22 protein-coding genes and 1 tRNA gene are annotated in these 21327 nt (G+C 70.3%); 6 read left to right on the top strand and 17 right to left on the bottom strand.

The genetic code is table 11. The annotated features are described in order from the left end of the window. Nucleotides 1–5: 5 nt before the first annotated feature. From BJP60_RS03310 to BJP60_RS03295, 4 genes are all read right to left on the bottom strand, one after another. Nucleotides 6–1346 (bottom strand): ABC transporter substrate-binding protein, encoded by a 1341-nt coding sequence (locus BJP60_RS03310; protein WP_203137555.1) that lies wholly within the window; start codon nt 1344–1346, stop codon nt 6–8. 268 nt (nt 1347–1614) lie between these two features. Next, nucleotides 1615–2001: a 50S ribosomal protein L7/L12 gene (gene rplL, locus BJP60_RS03305; RefSeq protein ID WP_203137553.1), complete on the bottom strand. Its 387-nt coding sequence runs from the start codon at nt 1999–2001 to the stop codon at nt 1615–1617. A gap of 48 nt (nt 2002–2049) precedes the next feature. Beyond that, the gene (gene rplJ, locus BJP60_RS03300; RefSeq protein WP_203137550.1) at nt 2050–2565 is read right to left on the bottom strand and encodes a 50S ribosomal protein L10; all 516 of its coding nucleotides are present in this window, start codon (nt 2563–2565) and stop codon (nt 2050–2052) included. A gap of 246 nt (nt 2566–2811) precedes the next feature. Then, the gene (locus BJP60_RS03295) at nt 2812–3489 is read right to left on the bottom strand and encodes a YqaJ viral recombinase family protein (protein ID WP_203137549.1); all 678 of its coding nucleotides are present in this window, start codon (nt 3487–3489) and stop codon (nt 2812–2814) included. Nucleotides 3490–3656: 167 nt separating this feature from the next. Here BJP60_RS03295 and BJP60_RS03290 point away from each other — a divergent pair, with 167 nt between their 5' ends. Further along, nucleotides 3657–4700, top strand: a complete 1044-nt coding sequence (locus BJP60_RS03290) for an NADP-dependent oxidoreductase (RefSeq protein WP_442923393.1) — start codon at nt 3657–3659, stop codon at nt 4698–4700. Here BJP60_RS03290 and BJP60_RS03285 read toward each other — a convergent pair. Beyond that, on the bottom strand, nt 4697–5584 hold the full coding sequence (locus BJP60_RS03285; protein WP_203137547.1) for a LysR family transcriptional regulator ArgP: 888 nt from the start codon (nt 5582–5584) through the stop codon (nt 4697–4699). The two genes, BJP60_RS03290 and BJP60_RS03285, sit on opposite strands and share 4 nt — an antisense overlap. A 77-nt stretch (nt 5585–5661) precedes the next feature. Here BJP60_RS03285 and BJP60_RS03280 point away from each other — a divergent pair, with 77 nt between their 5' ends. Next, the gene (locus BJP60_RS03280; protein ID WP_203137545.1) at nt 5662–6333 is read left to right on the top strand and encodes a LysE/ArgO family amino acid transporter; all 672 of its coding nucleotides are present in this window, start codon (nt 5662–5664) and stop codon (nt 6331–6333) included. 41 nt (nt 6334–6374) lie between these two features. Next, nucleotides 6375–6659 carry an acylphosphatase gene (locus BJP60_RS03275; RefSeq protein ID WP_203137543.1) on the top strand — a complete coding sequence of 95 codons (285 nt, stop codon included), beginning with the start codon at nt 6375–6377 and terminating at the stop codon, nt 6657–6659. Nucleotides 6660–6696: 37 nt separating this feature from the next. On the opposite strand, the gene BJP60_RS03270 is transcribed toward BJP60_RS03275, so the two are convergent. The 6 genes from BJP60_RS03270 to BJP60_RS15400 form a co-directional block, all read right to left on the bottom strand. Next, nucleotides 6697–7554 carry a sugar phosphate isomerase/epimerase family protein gene (locus BJP60_RS03270; protein ID WP_203137541.1) on the bottom strand — a complete coding sequence of 286 codons (858 nt, stop codon included), beginning with the start codon at nt 7552–7554 and terminating at the stop codon, nt 6697–6699. 125 nt (nt 7555–7679) lie between these two features. Continuing rightward, entirely contained in the window at nt 7680–8909 is a 1230-nt protein-coding gene (locus tag BJP60_RS03265; RefSeq protein WP_203137539.1) for a substrate-binding domain-containing protein, read from the bottom strand. A gap of 2 nt (nt 8910–8911) precedes the next feature. Continuing rightward, entirely contained in the window at nt 8912–10003 is a 1092-nt protein-coding gene (locus BJP60_RS03260) for an ABC transporter permease (RefSeq protein ID WP_203137537.1), read from the bottom strand. After that, nucleotides 10000–11100 carry an ABC transporter permease gene (locus BJP60_RS03255; RefSeq protein ID WP_203137536.1) on the bottom strand — a complete coding sequence of 367 codons (1101 nt, stop codon included), beginning with the start codon at nt 11098–11100 and terminating at the stop codon, nt 10000–10002. The genes BJP60_RS03260 and BJP60_RS03255 overlap by 4 nt, the downstream gene beginning before the upstream one ends. Further along, nucleotides 11097–12674, bottom strand: coding sequence for a sugar ABC transporter ATP-binding protein (locus tag BJP60_RS03250; RefSeq protein ID WP_238439534.1), 1578 nt, complete (start codon nt 12672–12674; stop codon nt 11097–11099). The genes BJP60_RS03255 and BJP60_RS03250 overlap by 4 nt, the downstream gene beginning before the upstream one ends. Beyond that, on the bottom strand, nt 12671–12805 hold the full coding sequence (locus BJP60_RS15400; RefSeq protein WP_257793735.1) for a hypothetical protein: 135 nt from the start codon (nt 12803–12805) through the stop codon (nt 12671–12673). The genes BJP60_RS03250 and BJP60_RS15400 overlap by 4 nt, the downstream gene beginning before the upstream one ends. A 112-nt stretch (nt 12806–12917) precedes the next feature. Here BJP60_RS15400 and BJP60_RS03245 point away from each other — a divergent pair, with 112 nt between their 5' ends. Beyond that, nucleotides 12918–14108, top strand: a complete 1191-nt coding sequence (locus BJP60_RS03245) for an ROK family transcriptional regulator (protein ID WP_203137535.1) — start codon at nt 12918–12920, stop codon at nt 14106–14108. A gap of 67 nt (nt 14109–14175) precedes the next feature. Here BJP60_RS03245 and rplA read toward each other — a convergent pair whose 3' ends face one another. The 6 genes from rplA to BJP60_RS03215 form a co-directional block, all read right to left on the bottom strand. Then, entirely contained in the window at nt 14176–14868 is a 693-nt protein-coding gene (gene rplA, locus BJP60_RS03240) for a 50S ribosomal protein L1 (protein ID WP_203137534.1), read from the bottom strand. Nucleotides 14869–14882: 14 nt separating this feature from the next. Beyond that, entirely contained in the window at nt 14883–15314 is a 432-nt protein-coding gene (gene rplK / locus BJP60_RS03235) for a 50S ribosomal protein L11 (RefSeq protein WP_203137533.1), read from the bottom strand. Nucleotides 15315–15542: 228 nt separating this feature from the next. Beyond that, nucleotides 15543–16571: a transcription termination/antitermination protein NusG gene (gene nusG / locus BJP60_RS03230; RefSeq protein WP_203137532.1), complete on the bottom strand. Its 1029-nt coding sequence runs from the start codon at nt 16569–16571 to the stop codon at nt 15543–15545. A gap of 92 nt (nt 16572–16663) precedes the next feature. Next, nucleotides 16664–16924 (bottom strand): preprotein translocase subunit SecE, encoded by a 261-nt coding sequence (gene secE / locus BJP60_RS03225; protein WP_203137531.1) that lies wholly within the window; start codon nt 16922–16924, stop codon nt 16664–16666. A 35-nt stretch (nt 16925–16959) separates the two neighbouring features. Then, nucleotides 16960–17032 (bottom strand) — tRNA-Trp (locus tag BJP60_RS03220). 174 nt (nt 17033–17206) lie between these two features. Continuing rightward, nucleotides 17207–18106, bottom strand: a complete 900-nt coding sequence (locus BJP60_RS03215) for a LysR family transcriptional regulator (RefSeq protein WP_203137530.1) — start codon at nt 18104–18106, stop codon at nt 17207–17209. A gap of 121 nt (nt 18107–18227) precedes the next feature. On the opposite strand from BJP60_RS03215, the gene BJP60_RS03210 reads away from it, so the two are divergent. Further along, on the top strand, nt 18228–19559 hold the full coding sequence (locus BJP60_RS03210) for an MFS transporter (RefSeq protein ID WP_203137528.1): 1332 nt from the start codon (nt 18228–18230) through the stop codon (nt 19557–19559). A 112-nt stretch (nt 19560–19671) separates the two neighbouring features. Beyond that, nucleotides 19672–21306, top strand: coding sequence for an amidohydrolase (locus BJP60_RS03205; RefSeq protein WP_203137526.1), 1635 nt, complete (start codon nt 19672–19674; stop codon nt 21304–21306). Nucleotides 21307–21327 lie beyond the last annotated feature (21 nt).

The following is a 21327-nucleotide window of genomic DNA, read 5'->3' as shown; positions in this document are numbered from 1 at the left end:
GCCTGTTACTCGGCCGGCCAGCCCGACTCGATCTGCTCGAGCACCTGGTCTGTGGACGCCCCGTTGACCCAGTCGCGCATGCCCTGCCAGAACGAACCGGTGCCGACCGCGGACGGCATCAGGTCGGAGCCGTCGAAGCGGAACGTGGTCTCCTCGCTCTGCAGGATCTCGATCGCGGCCTGCAGGATGGCGCTCTGCGCGTTGGCCGGGTCGAGACCCTTGTTCGCGCTGATCACACCGCCGAGGGAGACGCGGGAGTTCGCCCACTCGGGGCTCGAGAGGTACTCCTGCACCTTGACCACGGCCTCGTCGTCGCTGAATGCGCCGACGATCTCGCCACCGCCGGTGACGACCTCGCCCTCGGCGCCGGCTTCGAACGGCGGGAGCATGAAGGCCCAGACGTCGCCGTCCTCGCTCACCTCGCCGCCGGCGTCCACGATGAAGCCGTCGAGGAACGACGCCTGGTGGGTCAGCATGCAGTCACCGGACACGAGCGCGTTCGCGACGTCGCCGAACGGCGTCGTGCCGATCGACGCGACGTCGCCGAAGCCGGCGTTCACGTAGTCGGGGTTGAGCAGGATCTTCGCGGTCTCGTCGAAGGCCGACCTGATCTGCGGGTCGGTGAAGGGCACCTCGTTCGCGACCCACTGGTCGTAGACGTCCGGACCCGACGCGCGCAGCACGAGGTCCTCGATCCAGTCGGTGCCCGGCCAGCCCGTCGCGGCGTCCGAGCCGAAGCCCGCGCACCACGGGGCGCTTCCCGTGTCCTCGCGCATCTGCGCGGTCAGATCCAGCAGGCCCTGCCAATCGGTCGGGATCTCGTAGCCGTTCTCCTCGAACACGGACGGCTGGTACCAGATCCAGCCCTTCACGCTCGCCATCAGCGGCGCGCCGTACACCGTGCCGTCATAGGAGGCGTAGCGCTCCCAGTCCTCGGTCCAGTTCTCGCGGAGGTTCGTCACGACGCCCTCCGGCGCCTCCAGCAGGTAGCCCCGGCTCGCCATGTCGGCGAGCAGTCCGGGCTGCGGGAAGATGGCCAGATCCGGCGGGTTGCCGCCCTGCGCACGCACCGCGATCTGCGCCTCGAACTCCTGCGAGCCCTCGTACACGATGTCGATGCCGTTCTCCTCCTCCCAGTCCGCCCAGGACTGCTCGAGGAGTTCCGCTTCGGCGTCGACGATGGTGCCGTAGACCGTGACCTCCGAGGATCCACCCTCGGTCTCGCCCCCGCCACCGCCACCGCCGCCGCTCACGCCGGGGCCGCCCGTGCAGCCCGCGAGCGCGAGCACGGTGATCCCGAGACCGGTGGTGGAGAGGACGAGCCTCTTCCGCGTTGCAGTCGACATCGTCTGCTCCCGTCTGTCGTCGCGCGTTCGGATGCCGCGCGGCCTTCCTCCGCCTATGGAGGCCTTATGTGGCTGACACTAGTAGGCGCCACGGGCCCGGACAACGACTCGGCAGTCACGGGAGTGTCACGACCCGCGCCACCGGACGCAGCTCGCAGACGACGAAAGCCCCGGGAGTCCTCCCGGGGCTTTCGTGCCGTTCCGTCACCGGACCGGCGGATCCAGACGGTGCTGGATGGTCGCATCCGCCGAAGGGATGCGAGGGGGATTACTTGAGGGTCACCGTGGCGCCGGCGGCCTCGAGGGCCTCCTTCGCCTTGTCGGCGGTCTCCTTGTTCGCGCCCTCGAGCACGGCCTTGGGGGCACCGTCGACGACGGCCTTGGCCTCGCCGAGGCCGAGCGAGGTGAGCTCGCGGACGACCTTGATGACCTGGATCTTCTTGTCGCCGGCGGCCTCGAGGACGACGTCGAACGAGTCCTTCTCCTCGACCTCCTCGGCGGGGGCGGCAGCGCCACCACCGGCGGCGGCAACCGCGACGGGGGCGGCGGCGGTGACGTCGAAGGTCTCCTCGAAGGCCTTCACGAACTCGCTGAGCTCGATGAGCGTGAGCTCCTTGAACGCGTCGAGCAGCTCGTCGGTGCTGAGCTTCGCCATGATGTTTCTCCTAGTTGTTGGGGGTTTGTGGGGTTGCTGCCCGCGGCGTCAGGCCGCGGTCTCCTGCTTCTCGCGCAGCGCCTCGACCGTGCGGACGGTCTTCGACAGCGGTGCCTGGAAGAGGGCGGCAGCCTTCGCCATCGAGGCCTTGAACATCCCGGCCGCCTTGGCGAGCAGGACCTCACGGCTCTCGAGGTCGGCGAGCTTGCCGACCTCTTCGGCGCTCAGGGGCTTGCCATCGAAGTAGCCGCCCTTGATCACCAGAAGAGGGTGTGCCTTGGCGAAGGCACGAAGACCCTTGGCGACGGCGACCGGGTCACCGTGCACGAAGGCGATGGCGGACGGGCCCTTGAGCTCGTCGTCCAGCGCCGAGATCCCCACGTTGTTCGCGGCGATCTTGGTCAGCGTGTTCTTCACCACGGCGAACTCCGCGTCCTGACGGATGGTGGTGCGCAGCTCCTTGAGCTGGGCAACCGTCAGACCGCGGTACTCGGTCAGCAGGACGGCGCTCGAGTTCTCGAAAGACTTCGTGAGCTCGGCGACCGATGCTTCCTTCTGCGCCATGGCCACTCCTTGGTATGAACGTGATCCCCCACGGTGGTGGGGTACCGACCGAGTCCGCCGCACACACAGAAAAAGCTCCGGCGCAAGCGCACGGAGCTCAGAACCCGGGAACCCAGGAGAATCGTTCGTGACACCTGCGCGGGCCCCTGCAATGCAGTGCTTCGATCGATCTGCGCGAGCGCATCACGATGACCGGCGGTCTTCGGCTTCCCCAAGCCTACCACGCACCGAGCGAAGCCTCGACCGTCAGTCGGAAAGGGCCAGCGCCCGGAACATGTCGCGCTCGCGCAGCCGCTCGCGGTTCGACGCCGGCGTCGCGGCGGGTCGGGGCACCGTCTGGCCGGTCGTGCGCTGGTAGAGCTCGTCGATCAGACGCGTGGCGAGGCGCACGAGCTGGGCGATCTCGCGGTCGTCGCGCTCGATCCAGGTGCACTTCGGCTCGTCGTGCAGGGGCTGGAAGTCCCGATGCTCCTCCCACACGAACAGCGTGCGCTCGGCCCCCAGGACGTGCTGCTGCCACCACACCTGGCGCAGGTAGTTGCGCGGGATCGAACGCCACGACTTGTTGGTGGTCTTGATCTCGGCGAGCGAGACCCGGCCGTGGGTGTCGACGCCGATGCCGTCGGGCGTGGCCAGATGCCGCCTCTCGACGACCGCATGGAACAGCGCACTGGACGGCTGGATCCCGTGCGTCGCGGCGACCCACGCGGCGATCTGCGGCTCGCGCCGTCGCCCGTGGTCGGTGTAGGAGTTGCCCGAGAAGCGCGACCCCATGAGCTTCTGATCGGCAGCACGGGTGATCGACCGCTCGCTCGCGGTCAGCGCGGCGACGTCCGTGGCCGTGATCCCCCGCGCCCTGGCTCGCAGCCAGGCGACCCGATCTCGGGAATCCGCGAGGATCCGGGTCTGCAGTTCGGGGGTCACCTGAAGACCCTAACTCCCGTCGCCCACACGTCCGAGAAGCAACGCCGCCTCGCGGCACCACGCGCATCTGTAGCACCGCCGAAACACCCGCGTGATGAGCGGCGGCTTGACTGTCGTGACGAGGATCCGACCGTGTCTGCCGGGTCCCGCCGACGGAAGAGGGGCGCATGAGATTCCGCTTGCCGAGGTCCGCGACGACGAGGAACGGATCCGTCGTCGCCGAACGGGAGGCCGTCGCCGCGCCACCCGAGCACATGCGCGCGGTCGTGTTCGACGCCCCGGGCGCCCCGGATGCGCTGCGGACCGAGACGGTCGCGGTGCCGAGCCGCGTCATGGACGAGGTGCTGGTGCGTGTCGTCGCGGCGGGCGTGAACCCGATCGACGCCAAGACGCGCGCCGGACGCGGCGTCTCACGCGGGATCGGCGCGTACCCGGCGGTGCCGGGGTTCGACTTCTCCGGCATCGTCGTGGCGTCGCCGTTCGAGGCTCATCCGCTGCCGCCGGGCACGCCCGTCTACGGCATGGCGGCGGTCCCGCGCACGTCGGGCAGCTACGCCGAGTACGTGGTCGCGCCGTCGAGCGCGCTCGCGACCAAGCCGCAGTCGCTGTCGCACGTCGAGGCGGCGGCGGTGCCGCTCGCCGCCCTGGCGGCGTGGCAGCTCGTGGTCGAGACCGCGCTCGCGCACGAGGGGCAGCGCATCCTGATCCACGCCGGATCGGGCGGCGTGGGCCACTTCGCCGTGCAGTTCGCCGCCTACTTCGGCGCGCACGTGACCGCGACCTGCTCGGCGGCGAACGCGCCCTGGCTGCGGGAGCTCGGCGCCCAGGTCGTGATCGACTACACGACCACCCGGTTCGAGGACGTCGTGAGCGACGTCGACGTGGTGATCGACCTGGTCGGCGACGCGCACGCGCAGACCGGTCCCCGGTCGCTGCGCGTGCTGCGCCCGGGTGGGCTGCTCGTCGTGGTGCCCACGGGCGTCTGGCCCGCGTACGCCGAGGCCGCGGCCACGGCGGGCGTGCGCGCCACCGCGTTCACCGTCACCCCCGACGGCACGGCGCTCGGCACGATCGCACGTCTGCTCGACTCGGGGGCGATCCAGGTCTACGTCGAGAAGGTCTTCGAGCTCGACGACGCGGCGACCGCCCACCGTCAGCTCGAGGAGGGGCACACGCGCGGCAAGCTCGTGCTGCGCGTCTCGGACGGCTAGTCCTGCTCGAGCGCGGCCCGGGCCGCGGCGACGACCGCCTCGCGGATGTCGGACAGCAGGGGCGAGCGCAGGTTCCACTGCTGCCAGTACAGCGGAACGCGGATACGGGGGCCGTCCAGGCGCACGAGGCGCCCGGCGTCGAGCGACGCCTGCGCCTGCATGAGCGGGAGCAGTCCCCAGCCGAACCCGAGGCGCACGGCCGTGGCGTAGTCCTCGGACGCCGGCACGTAGTGCCGCGGCGGGCGTGAGGGATCGACCCCGCGCTCGACGAGCCACTCCGTCTGCAGGTCGTCGCTGCGGTCGTAGTCGACGACCGGCGCCGCCGCGAGCGCGTCGAGCGTCGAACCTGCCGGGAACCAGCGCTCGGCGAAGGCCGGTGACGCGACGGGGTGATAGATCGTCGCACCGAGGCCGGTGACGACGCAGCCGGCGATCGGGTCGCGCTGCGAGGTCACGGCCGCGGTGACGGTCCCGGCCTCCAGCAGTCCGGCGGTGCGATCCTGATCGTCCCGATGCAGCTCGAGCGAGATCTCGTGCGCCCGGATCACGGGCTGCAGCGCGGGCAGGAACCACGTCGCGAGCGAGTCGGAGTTGACCGCGATCGGCACGTGCATCCGTCCGGGGCCTTCGAGCCCGAGCTCCACGCCCGCATCGTGTCCGAGCAGCGCGTACTGGCGCGCGAGCCGGACGACCACCGCCCCGGCCTCCGTCGCCCTGGCCGGTTTCGACCGCACGACGAGCACCCGTCCGAGCTGCCCCTCGAGCGCGCGCAGGCGCTGGCTGACCGCCGACGGCGTGATGCGCAGCCGGCGAGCGGCCCCGTCGAGACTGCCCTCGTCGACGATGGCCGCGACCGTCGTGGCAAGATCCGGGGCGATCCACATCTGAAGCGCTCCTTACGGGCGAGAAGAATCATGAACGTCGCTTTTGATGATCGCACGCCCGCGCCTACCGTCGAGTCGTGCTCACCGCTTTCGCCGCCGGCCTCGGCCTCTGCCTCTCGCTGATCATCGCGCCCGGCGCGCAGAACGTCTTCCTGCTGCGTATGGGCGTGAAGCGCCAGCACGTCATCGCGCTCGCCGTGACGTGCCTCGTGAGCGACGCGATCATGATCACGGCCGGCGTCGCGGGCTTCGGCGTCGTGGTCCGGCATCTGCCGTGGATCTTCGAGCTCGTGCGGTGGGGCGGCGTCATCTTCCTCGCCGTCTACGGGCTCTCGGCCGCGTGGCGTGCGGTGCGCCCGCAGGAGCAGTCGATCGTCGTGGACGCGCCGGCCACCGTGCCGGAGCAGCCGTCGGGCGGAGGGGTCGCGACGCTCGTGCGCACGGCGCAGACCGCACCCTCGCGCACCCTCGTCCCGGCGGTCCTGTCGTGCCTGGCGATCACCTGGCTCAACCCCCACGCGTACCTCGACACCGTGTTCCTCGTGGGCTCCGTGTCGGCCGGCTACGACGACCTCCGCTGGGTGTTCGGCGCGGGGGCGGTCGTCGGCAGCGCGATCTGGTTCACGCTCATGACCGTGACGGCGCGCTTCGCCGCCCGCTGGCTGCGCTCCCCGCGCGCCTGGCGCATCCTGGACGCCTTCATCGCCGTCGCGATGCTCGCACTGGCGTGCGGGCTGGCCGTGGCCTGACCCCTCTTCCGCAGGCCATCCTCGCGCGCGACCATGGACGCATGAGGCATGTGCACGTGATCGTCCGCGGGCGCGTGCAGGGCGTGGGCTACCGCTACGCGCTGCGCGAGCAGGCGCGGCGGCTCGGGATCGCGGGCTGGGTGCGCAACCGGCGACGCGACGCGGTCGAAGCCGTCCTGGTCGGCGACGCGGGCGCCGTCGACGCCGCGCTGACGTGGATGGAGCACGGCCCGCCCGGCGCGACGGTCGACTCGCTCGAGACGTCGGGAGGCGCGGCCTTCGCCGTGCCGCCGGACGGCGGGTTCGAGATCCGGCACAGCGCCTGACACAGCGTGGCCCCGACGGCGCTGCCGTGGGCGCGTATCAGCGCTGCGACTGGAGCGCATCGAGGTACGCGAGGGAGCGCTCGGCGAGCGCATCCTGCGATGAGGCGAGCGGACGCCACACCGACGCCGCGACGGCGATGGTGGCGTTCTCCCCCGTGAAGCTCTCGAGGCCGAGGATGCCGCCGTAGGCGACGTCGTCGAGGGCGTCCATGATGCCCGGCCAATCCGTGTGGTCGTCGCCGACCGCGCCGCGGTCGCTGCCGCAGACCTGCACGTGGGCGATGTGCCCGGCGGCCGCGCGGATCGCGGTGTCCGGCCTCTTCTCCTCGATGTTGAGGTGGTACGTGTCGAGGGCGAGCCCCAGTCCCGATCCGAGGAGCGGATCGAGGGCGTCGAGCCCCTGCTCGACGGTGTTGATGACGCTCGTCTCGTAACGGTTGAGCGGCTCGACCGCGAGCATCAGCCCGGCCTCCGCCGCCTCGTCCACAAGCGGGCGGAGGCTGCGGCGCAGCTGCGCCGAGACCTCGGCCCGCTCCTGCGACGTCATGCGCCACGTCACGCCGGTCGGAGCGTAGAACGGGCCCGCGACGACGGATGCCCCGATCCCCCGCGCGGCCGCCATGCACGTGCGCAGGTACTCCTGCGTGGCGGGCACGTCGCCGGCGCCGTCGACGAGCGAGCGGCCGGGGCCCATCGCCCCCACCACGACGGGCGCGAGGCCCAGGCGGTCGAGCAGATCGCGCGTGCGGGCCGGGTCCCAGTCTCCCGCGTTCTCGAGCGGCAGCTCGACGGCGCCGAAGCCCATGGCCGCGACCCGTGGCGCGAGCTGGGCCAGCGAGTCATCCGTCAACGGCGATGTCCACACCCAGGTGTTGACGCCGATCGTGCGCTTCATGGGCTCCTTCCCCGGAGTGGGACGCCTGTCTCATCGCCACGCTCCTCACGAGACGACCGGCGACCGGTCGTCGAGCGGGTGAAGCGAGCGGACCTGCTTCACGGCCCGGCGACCGGTCGCGGCCTTTACGGGATCTGGCGCTCCTGCCAGACCTCGGGATAGCCCGGGAGATTCTCTCCGCCGAACTTGGCGTAGTGACCGTCGGGCATGCCCTCGTTCGCCTCGAGCCACTGATCGAGCTCGCCCTCTTCGATCGGCTTCTGCGGCAGCACCCACTCCTTCGGGATCTCCTCACCGGCGAAGATCTTCTGCGCCGCCAGCAGCGGGGTGCGCCACTGGAAGTTCGAGTACACCGGCGCGAGACCGGTCAGGCCCGTCTCCTTCCACTTGCGCAGGAAGCTCATCTCGTCCTCACCCGTCATGACCGGGTAGTCCACGCCGGCGTCCTCGAACGCCTCGATCGCCGCGACGGCACCGTCGCCGGCATCCATCCAGATGCCGTGCACATCGCCCTTCGCGAGCTCGTCGCTGATGAAGCTCTTGATCTCTGCCGGGTCGGCCCCGGTGAAGTGGTCGACCGCTTCGATGCCCGCCTCCTGGAACAGGTGCTCGGCGGCGGCCCAGCGCTGCTCGAGCACGTCCACACCCGGCAGGATCCGCAGGCCGACGACCTTGTCGCCCTCCTCGAGGTTGTCGATGAGGAACTGCGCCGTGTCGATGCCCCACGCGAAGCCGCCGATCGGATGGATGAACGTGACCGGGCAATCGGTCTCGACGCCGCGGTCGAAGACGATGACCGGTTTGCCGGTGTCGCACGCGCGCTCGACGGCCGGGGTCAACGCCGCGGTGCTGTTCGGCGAGATGATGAAGATGTCGCAGCCGCCCTCGGCGATGAAGTAGTCGATGTCGGCAATCTGCGTGTCGTCGGAGTCCTGCGCGTCGCGCGTCTCCATCTCACTGATGACGCCCTCTTCCTGCAGCACCTCCAGCTGCTGGTTCATCGTGATCCAGCCGGTCTGCCGCCACGGGTTCGAGATCGATGCGTTCGCGAAGCAGGCCTTCTTCGGCCCCGTGCTCGCATACTCCGCCGTGTCGACCATCTCGGCCTCGATGTGCTGCAGATAGGGCTCGTCCTCCGGGCCCTCCGGCGCGACATCGCGCTGCGCCATCTGGGTGTCGAAGAGCTCCTGGTCGAACCATTCGTTCGTCCCGCCGCCCTCGGGGCTCCCGCCGTCCTCGGTCTGCCCCGCGGACGGGTCCGGCGGAGCCACGCTGGGATCGGTCGTGCACCCTGCAAGGGCACAGAGACCGACGAGCGCCACCGATGTGATGGCGATCTTCGCTGATCGTCGCATTGCTAGTCTCCTCTGTTCTTGTGTCCTCGGACTTCTGCGGTGCCCTCGGCGTCGAGGGCGGGTGATGCGGATGTGTCGGCACCGACCGGCGCGTCGGGGTCCTTCCCCGGGTCGGGAGAAGGCGTGGGGCTCGTGCCGCGGCTCCGGGAGCGGAACACGAGTCCGGAGTAGGCGACGGCGGCGATGATGATGACGCCCTGCACCGCGTCGCGCAACGACGACGGCACACCGGCGATGTTCAGCACGAGGAACAGCGCTTCGAGCACGAATGCGCCGGCCACGGCTCCGACGATCCAGCCGCGCCCGCCGCCGAGCACCACGCCGCCGAGCACTACCGCGGTGATGGCGACGAACTCGTACCCCCGACCCACGGAGGGATGCACGCCGGCGTATCCGACGAGCAGCACGGCCGAAACGGTGGCGGAGAGCGACGAGATCATGAACGCCCGCGTGGTGACCCACCAGTCGCGGGCACCCGAGTACCGGGTGGCACGGGCGTTGTCGCCGATGCTCATCAGGAGCTTGCCGAGCGGTCTCTTGGTGAGCCAGACGGCGAGCGCCAGCCAGGCGGCGAGGATCAGCACCGACCACGGGAGGAAGTCGATGAGCGGGATGTCGCGGACGCCGCCGCGCCCGACCTGGCGGAAGCTGTCGGCCGGGTTCCCCGTCGCGGCGCCGCCGGTCCACCACAGCACGAGACCGAGCAGCGCGAGCATCATGCCGAGGGTCACGATGAAGGAGGGGACTCGGAGCAGCGTGGTGAGAAGGCCGTTCGCGAGGCCCACGAAGAGCCCGAGGATGACCATCAGGCAGAGCACCGGGATCGTGCGGGAGTCGTCCGCGCCGACGAGATTGCCGGCCACGATGACCTGAGCCGTGATGAGCGACCCCTGCGAGAGATCGAACTCGCCGGCGACGATGACGAAGAACTGGCCGATCGCCACGATCGCCACGGGCGCGACGCGCTGGATGTAGCGCATGATCTGACCGGGCTCGGCGAAGTCGGGGTTCAGCACGATGACGGCCGCGAGCAGGATCACCAGGAGCAGGAAGACCGCGCCGCGCGGACTGAGGAGGGTGCGAACGAAGCTCATCGCAGGTCTTCCTTCGCTGCACGGTCGGCATCGCTCGCGCTCGCCTCGGCGTCGAGCGCCTGCGTTGCGGCAGCCATCGCGGGCGCGGCCGCCTGGGCGGCGGTGTCCCCTCCGGTTCTCGTGCCGCCGGGACCGAACCGCGCGCGACGGCGCACGATCGCGCGGCGGCTGTAGACCGCGACGGCCGCGACGATCACGACGCCCCGGACGACGTCCTTGAGGAATGGGTTGACCTGCATGACGCTCATGACGTTGTCGACGACGGCGAAGATTGCGACGCCGCCGATCGTGCCCCACACCGAACCGCGTCCGCCGAGAAGAAGCGTTCCGCCGAGCACCACCGCCGCGATCGAGAGCAGCGCGTAGCCGCCCTGCTGACCGACGGTCGGGCTGCCGACGCCCAGCCGGCTCGCCAGCAGGAGACCTGCCAGACCGGCGAACACCGAGCACAGCACGTGCGCGGCGATGAGGGGCGGGCGGGTCCGCACGCCCGACAGGCGCGCGATCTCGGCGTCGCCTCCGACCGCGAACAGGTGGGCGCCGGTCCGCGTGCGGTCCAGCAGCAACCACACGACCACCGCGAGCGCGATCATGACGATCGTGGACACGGGGACCGGTCCGATGCCCGTCGCTCCGATGAGCTGGAAGTCCCACGGCACCGACCCGGCGCTGCCCTGGAAATTCGTGTTGAGCACGCCCTGCAGCACCAACCCGACGCCGAGCGTCGCGATGAAGCCGTTGACCTTGAGCACCGTCACGATCAGGCCGTTGGCAAGGCCGATCCCCGCGCAGACGAGGAGCGTCGCGGCGACCGCCCACAGGATGCTCGCGGGGTTGCCGTTCATGATCGTGGCACCGATGAGGCTCGCGAGACTGATGACGTACGCCACCGAGAGATCGAGCGATGCGCCCAGGATCACGAGCGTCTGCCCGATGGCGACGAGACCCAGCACGCTCATGCCGGTGAGGATGTCGCGGATGTTGCCGGGGCTGAAGAGGCTGCGTCCGACGGCGGCGACGAGGACCGCGCCCACGATGATCACGACGACGAGGATCGCCAGGACGATGACGGTCTGATCGATCCGGATGCGCCTCATCGCGCGCCTCCGTCGACATCGATGCGAGGATCGGCGACGACGTCGGCGGCCGTCTCCTGCGAGCCCGTGGCCGCCGACAGCACGTCGTGCTCGGCAGAACCGGCGGGCAGCTCGGCGACGAGCTCGCCATCGCGCATCACGAGGATCCGGTCGCTCATGCCGATCACCTCGGGCAACTCGCTGGAGACCATGAGCACGGCCTTGCCCTCGGCGGCGAGCGCGCGCATCAGCTCGTACACGGCGACCTTCGCGCCGACGTCGATCCCGCGAGTGGGCTCATCGAACAGCACGACCTGCGGGCCGGTCACGAGCCACTTCGCCAGCACGACCTTCTGCTGGTTGCCGCCCGACAGGAAGCGGACCTCCCGATCCGCCCCGGGGGACGAGACCTCCAGGGAGCTCAGGATGGCGGGCACGGCACGCTTGGCCGCACCCGTGCGCCGAGGAAAGACGCTGCGCACGACGAGCAGCGTGTTGTCGAGAACGGACTGCGACAGCGCGAGCCCCTGTGCCTTCCGGTCTTCCGTCACCAGGGCCAGACCCGCTCGCACGGCGGCGCGGGGGCTCGTCAGACGGACAGGCCTGCCGTCGACCAGCATGCTTCCGCGCGTGAACGCCTCGACGCCGAAGACGCCCTCGACGAGCTCGGTGCGCCCCGACCCCTGCAGACCCGCGACGCCCACGATCTCGCCGCCGCGGAGCGTCAGGTCGACGTCGTCGACGTAGGCGTTGCCGCAGCCCCACAGCTCGAGGCGCGGCTCGCCGACCACGGTTCCCGTGGTCGCGCCGGGAAAGTACGACTGGATCGGGCGACCGACCATGCGACGCACCAGCGCGGCGCTCGTGAGGTCGGCGACGGCGTCCGTGGACACCAGCGCGCCGTCCTTCAGGATCGTGATCCGGTCGCACAGGTCGAAGATCTCCTTGAGACGATGCGAGACGTAGATGACCGCGACTCCCCTCGCCGTCAGGCGGCGGACGATCGCAGAGAGCAGCTCGACCTCGCGGTCGCTGAGCGCTGCCGTCGGCTCGTCCATCGAGATGACCCGCGCGTCGAGGGACAGCGCCTTGACGATCTCGACGATCTGCTGCTCTGCCACCGTGAGAGAACCCACGCGCGCCGTCGGATCGATGAAGGAGACGCCGAGGTCCTCGAGCGCGGTGCGCGTCTGTCGGACCATGCGCGAGCGGTCGACGAAGCCGGCCCTGCGCGGCTCCCGGCCCAGGAAGACGTTCTGGGCGACCGTGCGCTCCGGCAGGAGGTTGAACTCCTGGAAGACGGTGACGAGCCCCGCGTCCATCGCCTGACGCGGGTGGGTGAACGTCACCTGTCGTCCCTCGAACTCCACGGTGCCGGCGTCTGCCTGATGGACGCCGGCGAGGACCTTCATGAGGGTGGACTTGCCCGCGCCGTTCTCGCCGACCAGGCCGTGCACCTCGCCCCGGCGCACGTCGACGTCCACGCCCGACAGCACGGTGACGCCGAAGAAGCTCTTGGAGATGCCGCGCGCCTTCAGCACGACATCCGTCTCGTCGCGCGTAACCGGCACGTCGCCGAGCATGGCCCCGCTCATGCGGTCACCTGGATGCGGGGCCGCCACGGCGCCGTGGGTGCGGCGGCGAAGCGGGTTCCGGCGGGGAGACCCCCGACGAGGACACCGTTGCGGATCGTCCCGACGCCGGTGTCGATGACATCCGTTGTCATGGCGATGAGTGTGACACGGCGAGGCATTCTTTTGCTACGGAGGAATCAAAAGGGATCGCTTCGTTATGTGAAGTCGTGTGCCGGACACCAGGAAGTCGTGTTTACTGTCGCCATGGTCGACGCGGGACGCGCCGCGGGCGCCGTCAGTCCCGGAGCCGGAGAGATCTTCCAGATCCTCCGCGACGGCAGAGCGCGCACGAAGGCGGAGATCGCGCTGGTGACGGGCCTCGCGCGTTCCACCGTGTCGTCGAGGGTGGACGCACTCGTCGCGTCAGGACTGGTCCACCCCGCCGGCGAGGGGATCTCGACGGGCGGGCGCCCCCCTGCGCGCGTGGCGTTCAACCCGCTCGCGGGCGTCGTGCTCGCGGTCGACCTCGGTGCGACCCACGCCACCGTCGCACTGTCCGATCTGTCCGGCCGCATCCTCGCCAGCCGCACACGCGCGCTCCGCATCGCGGACGGCCCTGAGGGCGTTCTCGACAGCGTCATCGCGGAGGGCTCGCAGCTGCTCGAGGCCGGCGCGCACACGCGGGCGGAGCTCGTCGGCGTGGGCATCGGGGTGCCCGGCCCGGTCGAGTATTCGACCGGGCGTCCGACGAACCCTCCGATCATGCCCGGGTGGGACCGCTTCGACGTTCCCGCCTTTGTGCAGCGGACCTTCGAGGTGCCCGTCCTCGTCGACAACGACGTCAACGTGCTCGCCCTCGGCGAGCGCGCAATCAGCTGGCCGCACGTCGACGACCTGATCTTCGTCAAGGTCGCGACCGGCATCGGCGCGGGGATCATCTCGGGCGGCGAGCTGCGGCGCGGCGCTCAGGGCTCGGCCGGCGACATGGGTCACGTGCAGGTGCCGTACAGCCACGACTCGCCCCGTCCCCCGGGCGATGAGCGCGACCTGGAGGCCATCGCGAGCGGAACCGCGATCGCTTCCGACCTGCGGTCCCAGGGCATCGATGCGGCCGGAAGCTCGGACGTCGTGCAGCTCGTGCGATCGGGGAACCCTGCCGCCATCGCGGCGACCCGGCAGGCCGGCCGCGAGGTGGGCGAGGTCCTCGCGACGGTCGTGAACATGCTGAACCCGTCGATCATCGTCATCGGCGGCAGCGTCGCGCGGGCCGGAGAGCACCTGCTCGCCGGTGTGCGCGAGGTGGTCTACCGCCGGTCCATCCCCCTGGCGACGCAGCACCTCGCCATCGTGCAGTCGCAGGCGGGGGAGACCTCCGGCGTTCTGGGAGCGGCCATCATGGTGGTCCAGCATGTGCTCTCGCCCGCCGTCGTCGACGCCCGCGCGGCTCAGGTCTAAGACCCGCCCGGCGGACGACGAAGGCCCCGCCGCATCAGCGGCAGGGCCTTCGACAGAGCGAGCGGACTCAGGCGAACGCGTTGACGTCCAGCGGGATGCCGGGGCCGAACGTGGTCGACACGGCGCCCTTCTGGATGTAGCGGCCCTTCGAGCTCGAGGGCTTCAGGCGCACGATCTCGTCGAGCGCGGCCTGCAGGTTCGCGTCGAGCTGCTCGGCCGAGAACGACGCCTTGCCCACGATGAAGTGGATGTTGGCGTGCTTGTCGACGCGGAACTCGATCTTGCCGCCCTTGATCTCCTCCACGGCCTTGGCCGGGTTGGGGGTCACGGTGCCGGTCTTGGGGTTCGGCATCAGGCCGCGGGGGCCGAGCACCTTACCCAGACGACCGACCTGGCCCATGAGCTCCGGCACGGCGACGGCCGCGTCGAAGTCGGTCCAGCCGCCGGCGACCTTCTCGATCAGCTCGGCGCCGCCGACCTCGTCGGCGCCGGCCGCGATGGCGGCCTCGGCCGCGGGGCCGTTGGCGAAGACGATGACGCGGGCGGTCTTACCGGTGCCGTGCGGCAGCATGACGGTGCCGCGCACCATCTGGTCCGCCTTGCGCGGGTCGACCGAGAGCTTCAGCGCGACCTCGACGGTCGAGTCGAACTTCTTCGAGCCGGTCTCCTTGGCGAGCGCGACGGCCTCGGTGGGCGAGTAGTACTTGCCGGCCTCGAGCTTCTCGACGGCGGCGGCGTAAGCCTTGGACTTGGTAGCCATATCGGTGATCCCCCTCAGTCCTCGACCGTGATGCCCATGGAGCGGGCGGTGCCGGCGATGATCTTCGAGGCGGCCTCGAGGTCGTTCGCGTTCAGGTCGGGCTGCTTCGTCTTGGCGATCTCGGCGACCTGCTCCTTGGTGAGCTTGCCGACCTTGACCGTGTGCGGCGTCGCCGAGCCCTTGGGCAGGCCGGCGGCCTTCTTGATGAGCTCCGCGGCCGGCGGGGTCTTCAGGACGAACGTGAAGCTGCGGTCCTCGTAGACGGTGATCTCCACGGGGATGACGTTGCCGCGCTGCGACTCGGTCGCGGCGTTGTACGCCTTGCAGAACTCCATGATGTTGACGCCGTGCTGACCCAGGGCCGGGCCGATCGGCGGCGCCGGGTTGGCCGCACCGGCGTTGATCTGAAGCTTGATCAGGCCGGTCACCTTCTTCTTCGGTGCCATTTCCTCTTCCTCTCGTCGAGCGGATGCCGGTTGCATCCGCTCTCCCGCACGCAGGACGGTCCGGAGTTCCGGATCCTGCGAGCGGTGTCGCCTGCGCAGACGGGGCGCAAACCAGTAGATCCTACCAGAAACGCCGGAGAGCCGACCCCTCGAGGGATCGGCTCTCCGGGACGTCTGGAGCGTTTCGTCTCGCTTCGCTCGCTCAACGTGGTCGCCGAGGGCGACGCATCAGACCATCTTCGTGACCTGGTCGAAGCTGAGCTCGACCGGCGTCTCGCGCTCGAAGAGCGAGACGAGGACCGTGAGCTTGCCGCTCTCGGGCTTGATCTCGCTGATCGTTCCGGGCAGGCCCGCGAACGAGCCCTCCTTGATCGTGATCGTCTCGCCGGTCTCGAAGTCGACCTCGGCGGGGATGACGCGCGGAGCCGCGGCCTGACCCTTGGGGGCGGCGCCCTTCGCGGCGGCCTGCGCCTCCTTGATCTCGACGAGGGGCTTCAGCATGTTGAAGGCCTCCTCGAAGCGCAGCGGCGTCGGGTTGTGGGCGTTGCCCACGAAGCCGGTGACGCCCGGCGTGTGGCGCACGACCGACCAGGTGTCCTCGTTGAGCTCCATGCGCACCAGCACGTAGCCGGGGATGCGCACGCGCGTGACCATCTTGCGCTGGCCGTTCTTGATCTCGACGACGTCCTCCATCGGGACCTCGACCTGATAGATGTCGTCCTCGACCTCGAGCGTCGACTTGCGCTGCTCGATGTTGGCCTTCACCTTGCGCTCGAAGCCCGCGTACGAGTGGATGACGTACCACTTGCCCTCGAGCGAGCGCAGCTCCTGGCGGAACGCCTCGTACGGGTCCGCGTCGCCGTCGACGGCGGCGGCCTCGTCCTCGTCGCCGTTCACGTCGGGGCCGTCGTACGGCGTGACCTCGTCGGCCGCGGCAGCCTCGCGCTCGGCGGCCTCCTCCTCGGTCGAGTCGTTCAGCACCTCGGCCGCAGCCTCGACCTCTTCGGTCTCATCGATGTTCAGGGCGTCGTTCACGATCGCGTCGGCCTCCGGGTCGTCGATCTCGATGTCTTCGTCGTCGCTCGCGTCGTCCACGGCGACGGGGTCGCCGTCGTCGATGTGCATCGCGAGGTGCTCGGCGGAGTCGCTGGCGTGGGAGTCGGCGTACAGGACGTTGCCCTCCTGGGCCTCGTCCTCCTCGCTCGACTGCTCGGCAGCCGGCGCCCAGTCGGCGTCGTCGACGTGCTTTTCAGACACTGCGTTCTTCTCTTCCGTTCAGCGGCGGGTGAGCGGTGCGCTCATCCGCGTGCCTCCCTGCCTTCGCGGCAGAACAGGCGTGCGTCAGCAGATCAGGCGGGAACTCCGAAGACGACCTGCGCGACCCAGGTGAAGACGTAGTCGAGGCCGTAGACCAGCCCCATCATGACGACGACGAAGCCGAGCACGACGGCGGTGAACTTCAGCAGCTCCGAACGGGTCGGCGTGACGACCTTGCGGAGCTCGGCGATGACCTGGCGGAAGAAGATCACGATGCGAGCGAAGAAGCCGGGCTTCTTCTCACCGCTCGTGCCTGCCGCGACGACGTCGCCGCTCGCTGCGTCCTGGACCATTGACTGCCTTTCGTGAGTCAGCTGACGCTGACGCGCAGGGCGGACAGGAATCGAACCTGCAACCTGCGGTTTTGGAGACCGCTGCTCTGCCAATTGAGCTACCGCCCTAGAGATCCCTCGAGACCCCTGGATCGCCGCATCCCGGCCGATCCGGATCCCGGGCACGGCGAAAGAATGCAGACGACAACTGCACAGACAAGCATACGGCATGCCCTCGGGGCCCGCGAACCGGCCCCCGCCCGCGCGTGGCGGGTGGCGGGAGCGACGTCGCGGTGCCGCCGCTCAGGACGCGACGGGCGCCGCGCCGTCGAACGCCAGCTCGTGGCCCGTGCCCAGCATGAACTCGGCCAGGGCCGATGCCAGGCGCAGCAGGTCCTCGCCGGCGTAGTGCCCGCGCTCCCAGGCGGCATAGAACGTCGACGTCAGCGGCCGGCCCCGATGTACGAGAGGGCGGGAGACGAGCCCGAACTGCGGCGGCTCCAGCACGAGCGCGGGCCCCTTGCCCGCCGCGGAGGATGCCTGCGCGAGGGGCGCGTTCGACGTCTCGGTGGCCATCTCGAGCGAGAGACCGTCCCCCTCGGCGGCCTGCTGCATGGCCGTCCACACCGACGACCCCCGTCCCGGCACGACGAACGGCCGCCCGACGACGTCCTCCAGCTCGACGCGCTCGTGACCTGCGAGCGGATGCTCCCGCGTCACCTGACACAGGATCCGCAGGGTCGCGAGCGGGACGCCGCGCAGTCCGGGCGGCGGCGGGCTGGTGTTCACGGCGACGTCGGCGCCGGCCTTGAGCTTGCCGTACACGTCGGCCGGGTGAGCGGGCAGCACATCGGAGACGGCGCCGCCCGCCGCGATGAAGGGCGCCACGAGCAGCATGGCGGTCATCTCCGGGCATGCGACGACGAACGACGGCGCTCCGGAGGACACCGCGTCCATCACGGCGTGCGCGCGCCGGGAACGCTGCACGAGGTCGCGCGCCATCGGCTCCAGCCGCTCCCCCGCCTCGGTGAGGACCATGCCGGAGGGCGTGCGCCGGAACAGCCGGGCCCCGATGCGGCGCTCCAGCCCGGCGAGCTGGCGCGACACGGTGGGCTGCGTGCGGAACAGCCTCTGCGCGGCGGCATTGACCGAGCCGGCGTCGATCACCGCGACGAACGCCTCCAGATCGCGGGGAGAGAACATGCGCACAGCGTATATCGGCAGGCAGTTTCGGAATTGGACGCGCATATCCCCACGGGGCCAGGATGTCCCCCAACCCCACACAGCGCGGTTCCCCACCGCTCGACCCGAAAGCGGCCGTCCCATGCACACGTCCGTCACCCAGACCGCCCCCAGCGCCGACCGGCAGCGCCGGTCCATGATCGGCGCCTTCATCGGCACCGCCATCGAGTGGTACGACTTCTACATCTTCGGCACCGCCGCGGCCCTCGTCTTCGGCCGCGTCTTCTATCCCGACGTCGCGCCCGGCGCGGCGCTGCTCGCCTCCTTCGCCACGTTCTGGGTCGGATTCCTCATGCGCCCCGTCGGCGGCATGGTCTTCGGCCACTTCGGCGACCGGCTCGGCCGCAAGAACGTGCTGGTCATCACGCTCGTCGTGATGGGAACGGCGACCTCGCTGATCGGCCTGCTTCCCACCTACGCGCAGATCGGCCTGTTGGCGCCGCTCCTGCTCGTGATCCTGCGCGGCGTCCAGGGCTTCGCCGTCGGCGGCGAGTGGGGCGGTGCGGTGCTGCTGTCGACCGAGAACGCCCGCACCGAGAAGAAGGGGCTCGCGGGCGCCTGGGTGCAGCAGGGCTCCCCCGCCGGGTCGATCCTGGCGACCGTCGCGTTCCTGCTCGTCGGCCTGCTCCCCGACGACGCCTTCCTCTCGTGGGGATGGCGCGTGCCGTTCCTGCTGTCCGCCGTGCTCGTCGTCGTCGGGCTCGTCATCCGCCTGAAGGTCGAGGAGTCGCAGGACTTCGCCGCGGCGAAGGCGGATCAGCTCGTCGTCAAGGCGCCGCTCGTGACCGCGCTGCGCACCGCCCCCACGCTCGTGTTCTTCGGCGTGCTCGCCTCGATCATGGGCATCGCGATGGCGTACTTCAACAACACGTTCCTGCTGTCGTGGGCGACGGGTCCGCTCGGCATCGACCGGCAGCTCATGCTCAACATCACGCTGGGCATCGCGGTGCTGCAGTTCGTGTGGCAGCCCATCGCGGCCAAGATCGCCGAGCGTTTCGGCATCGAGCGCGTCATGCTCGCCGGGCTGCTGCTCGCGTTCGCCAACGTCGTGCCGTTCTTCCTCGCCATCTCGTCGGCCGACCCGGTCTGGATCACCGCGGGGCTCGTGGTCGCCACGCTCGGCGGCACCGCGTACTACGCGCTGCTCGCGTCGCAGCTGGCGGCGGCCTTCCCCGCCCACATCCGCTACTCCGGCATCTCGCTCGCCTACCAGCTCTGCGCCACGGTGTTCGGCGGCTCCACGCCGCTGATCGCGCAGTGGATCCTGAACGCCTCCGGCAACAACCCGTGGGCGGTGGCGGTCTTCTACGCCGTCTGGGTCGTCCTGACGATCGTCGGCGTCTGGGGCCTGAAGCGCGCGGTCGACCGTCGCACGGCCGAGAACTCGCCGTCCGTGGTGCACGCGGCGCGCTGAGCGCACCCGGATGGCAGACGCCGTCCATCCCTCGCCCGGGGGCGGGAGGAGGCGCCACAGCGCCTCCTCCCGCCCCCGCCCGTCCCTGACCGCCTGTCCCAAGGAGAATCGCTTGCGCATCGACGCGCTGTACACCAACGGCCGCTTCCGCACCCTCGACCCCGCCCGGCCCGAGGCGACCGCGCTCGGCGTCCTCCACGGCCGCGTCGTCGGGCTCGACGGGGACCTCGACGGCGTGAAGGCCGATCGGGTGATCGACCTGGGGGGCCGCCCGGTCCTGCCCGGCTTCCACGACGCCCACCACCACATGTCGCTCACGGGGGCCCGGCTCGCCGCGCTGGATCTGCGGCCGGGCAGGATCGACGACCTCGACGCGCTGTACGAGGCCGTGCGCCGCCGCGCCGCGGAGCTGCCCGCGGATGCCTGGGTGCGCGGCTCCGGCTACGACCAGAACGTCCTCGGCGGCCATCCCACCGCGGAGGCCCTCGATCGCGTCGCCGGCGGTCGTCCGGTGCTGCTGGAGCACGTCTCGGCGCACATGACGGTGGCGAACACGCGCGCGTTCGAGCTCGCCGGCTTCCCCGATCGCGCCGACGTGCCCGACGTCGCGGGCGGGAACATCCCTCGCGACGACGCCGGGCGCCCCGTCGGTCTGCTGCAGGAGAACGCGATGTCCCTGCTGTACCGGGTCGTGCGTCCGATCGCGCTCGAGGATCTGCACCATCACCTCGAGCTCGCGAGCAGGCAGGCCGTGAGCTACGGTCTGACCTCGGTCGTCGAGCCCGGCAGCGGCGACTGGCGCATGATCGGCAACAGCCCCGCGGACTTCCACGGCTACCAGACGGCCGTCGAGGCCGACCGCCTGCAGGTGCGGATGACGCTGATGCCGTACATCACGACGCTGCATCAGCTCGACGGGCTGCCGCAGACGGAGTGGCTGGGGCTGGATCTCGGCATCCGCACGGGCCTGGGCGACGACCGCCTCCGCGTCGGTCCCGTCAAGATCGCCTCGGACGGCTCGTTCATCGGGCGCTCGGCGGCGATGCACCACTGCTTCCACGGCGAGCCGGACAACAACGGCGTGCTGCTGTACGACCCCGAGCTGCTGACCAGCTACGTCGTCGGCGCCCACAAGGCGGGATGGACGGTCGCCGCCCACGCCATCGGCGACCGCGCGATCGATCACGTGCTCGACGCCTTCGCGCTCGCCCAGCGCGAGGCACCGCGGCCGGGCGTGCGCCACCGCATCGAGCACTTCGCGCTCGCGACCGACGAGCACATCCGGCGCACCGCCGAGCTGGGCGTGATCCCCGTCCCGCAGGGCGTGTTCATCTCCGACTTCGGCGACGGCATGGCCGCGGCCGTGGAACCCGAGCTGCGGGATCTCATCTATCGCGTGAAGTCGCTCGCGGATGCCGGCATCGTGCTCAACGGCTCGACGGATTCCCCGGTGTCCGACGCGAACCCGCTCGTGTCGATCCACGACATGGTGAACCGCCGCACGCGCTCCGGCGCCCTCCTCGCCCCTGCGGAGAGGATCACGGTGGCGGAGGCCGTGCGCGCCTACACCGTCGGCTCGGCGTACTCGGTGAGCCAGGAGCACGACAAGGGCACGCTCGAGGTGGGCAAGCTCGCCGACTTCGTCACGCTCAGCGACGACCTGTTCCAGGTCGCCCCGGACCGGATCCGCGAGCAGCAGGTGACCGCGACGTTCATCGGCGGGCGTCAGGTCTACGGCGAGGAGTGAGCGCTCCGCGCTCGTCCGGAC

Origin of the sequence: Microbacterium sp. JZ31, assembly GCF_016805985.1 — a bacterium.
In the GTDB taxonomy this organism is placed as follows: Bacteria; Actinomycetota; Actinomycetes; order Actinomycetales; family Microbacteriaceae; genus Microbacterium.
Note: the sequence above shows the minus strand (reverse complement) of the source record. Positions and strands in the feature narration are given on the sequence as shown.

Bases quoted from the DNA above. Each gene is read 5' to 3' on its own strand.
- BJP60_RS03310 (WP_203137555.1), bottom strand. From the start codon at position 1,346: ATGTCGACTGCAACGCGGAAGAGGCTCGTCCTCTCCACCACCGGTCTC.
- rplL (WP_203137553.1), bottom strand. From the start codon at position 2,001: ATGGCGAAGCTCAGCACCGACGAGCTGCTCGACGCGTTCAAGGAGCTC.
- rplJ (WP_203137550.1), bottom strand. From the start codon at position 2,565: ATGGCGCAGAAGGAAGCATCGGTCGCCGAGCTCACGAAGTCTTTCGAG.
- BJP60_RS03290 (WP_442923393.1), top strand. From the start codon at position 3,657: ATGAGATTCCGCTTGCCGAGGTCCGCGACGACGAGGAACGGATCCGTC.
- BJP60_RS03285 (WP_203137547.1), bottom strand. From the start codon at position 5,584: ATGTGGATCGCCCCGGATCTTGCCACGACGGTCGCGGCCATCGTCGAC.
- BJP60_RS03275 (WP_203137543.1), top strand. From the start codon at position 6,375: ATGAGGCATGTGCACGTGATCGTCCGCGGGCGCGTGCAGGGCGTGGGC.
- BJP60_RS03270 (WP_203137541.1), bottom strand. From the start codon at position 7,554: ATGAAGCGCACGATCGGCGTCAACACCTGGGTGTGGACATCGCCGTTG.
- BJP60_RS03265 (WP_203137539.1), bottom strand. From the start codon at position 8,909: ATGCGACGATCAGCGAAGATCGCCATCACATCGGTGGCGCTCGTCGGT.
- BJP60_RS03260 (WP_203137537.1), bottom strand. From the start codon at position 10,003: ATGAGCTTCGTTCGCACCCTCCTCAGTCCGCGCGGCGCGGTCTTCCTG.
- BJP60_RS03255 (WP_203137536.1), bottom strand. From the start codon at position 11,100: ATGAGGCGCATCCGGATCGATCAGACCGTCATCGTCCTGGCGATCCTC.
- BJP60_RS03250 (WP_238439534.1), bottom strand. From the start codon at position 12,674: ATGAGCGGGGCCATGCTCGGCGACGTGCCGGTTACGCGCGACGAGACG.
- BJP60_RS15400 (WP_257793735.1), bottom strand. From the start codon at position 12,805: ATGACAACGGATGTCATCGACACCGGCGTCGGGACGATCCGCAACGGT.
- BJP60_RS03245 (WP_203137535.1), top strand. From the start codon at position 12,918: ATGGTCGACGCGGGACGCGCCGCGGGCGCCGTCAGTCCCGGAGCCGGA.
- rplA (WP_203137534.1), bottom strand. From the start codon at position 14,868: ATGGCTACCAAGTCCAAGGCTTACGCCGCCGCCGTCGAGAAGCTCGAG.
- rplK (WP_203137533.1), bottom strand. From the start codon at position 15,314: ATGGCACCGAAGAAGAAGGTGACCGGCCTGATCAAGCTTCAGATCAAC.
- secE (WP_203137531.1), bottom strand. From the start codon at position 16,924: ATGGTCCAGGACGCAGCGAGCGGCGACGTCGTCGCGGCAGGCACGAGC.
- BJP60_RS03215 (WP_203137530.1), bottom strand. From the start codon at position 18,106: ATGTTCTCTCCCCGCGATCTGGAGGCGTTCGTCGCGGTGATCGACGCC.
- BJP60_RS03210 (WP_203137528.1), top strand. From the start codon at position 18,228: ATGCACACGTCCGTCACCCAGACCGCCCCCAGCGCCGACCGGCAGCGC.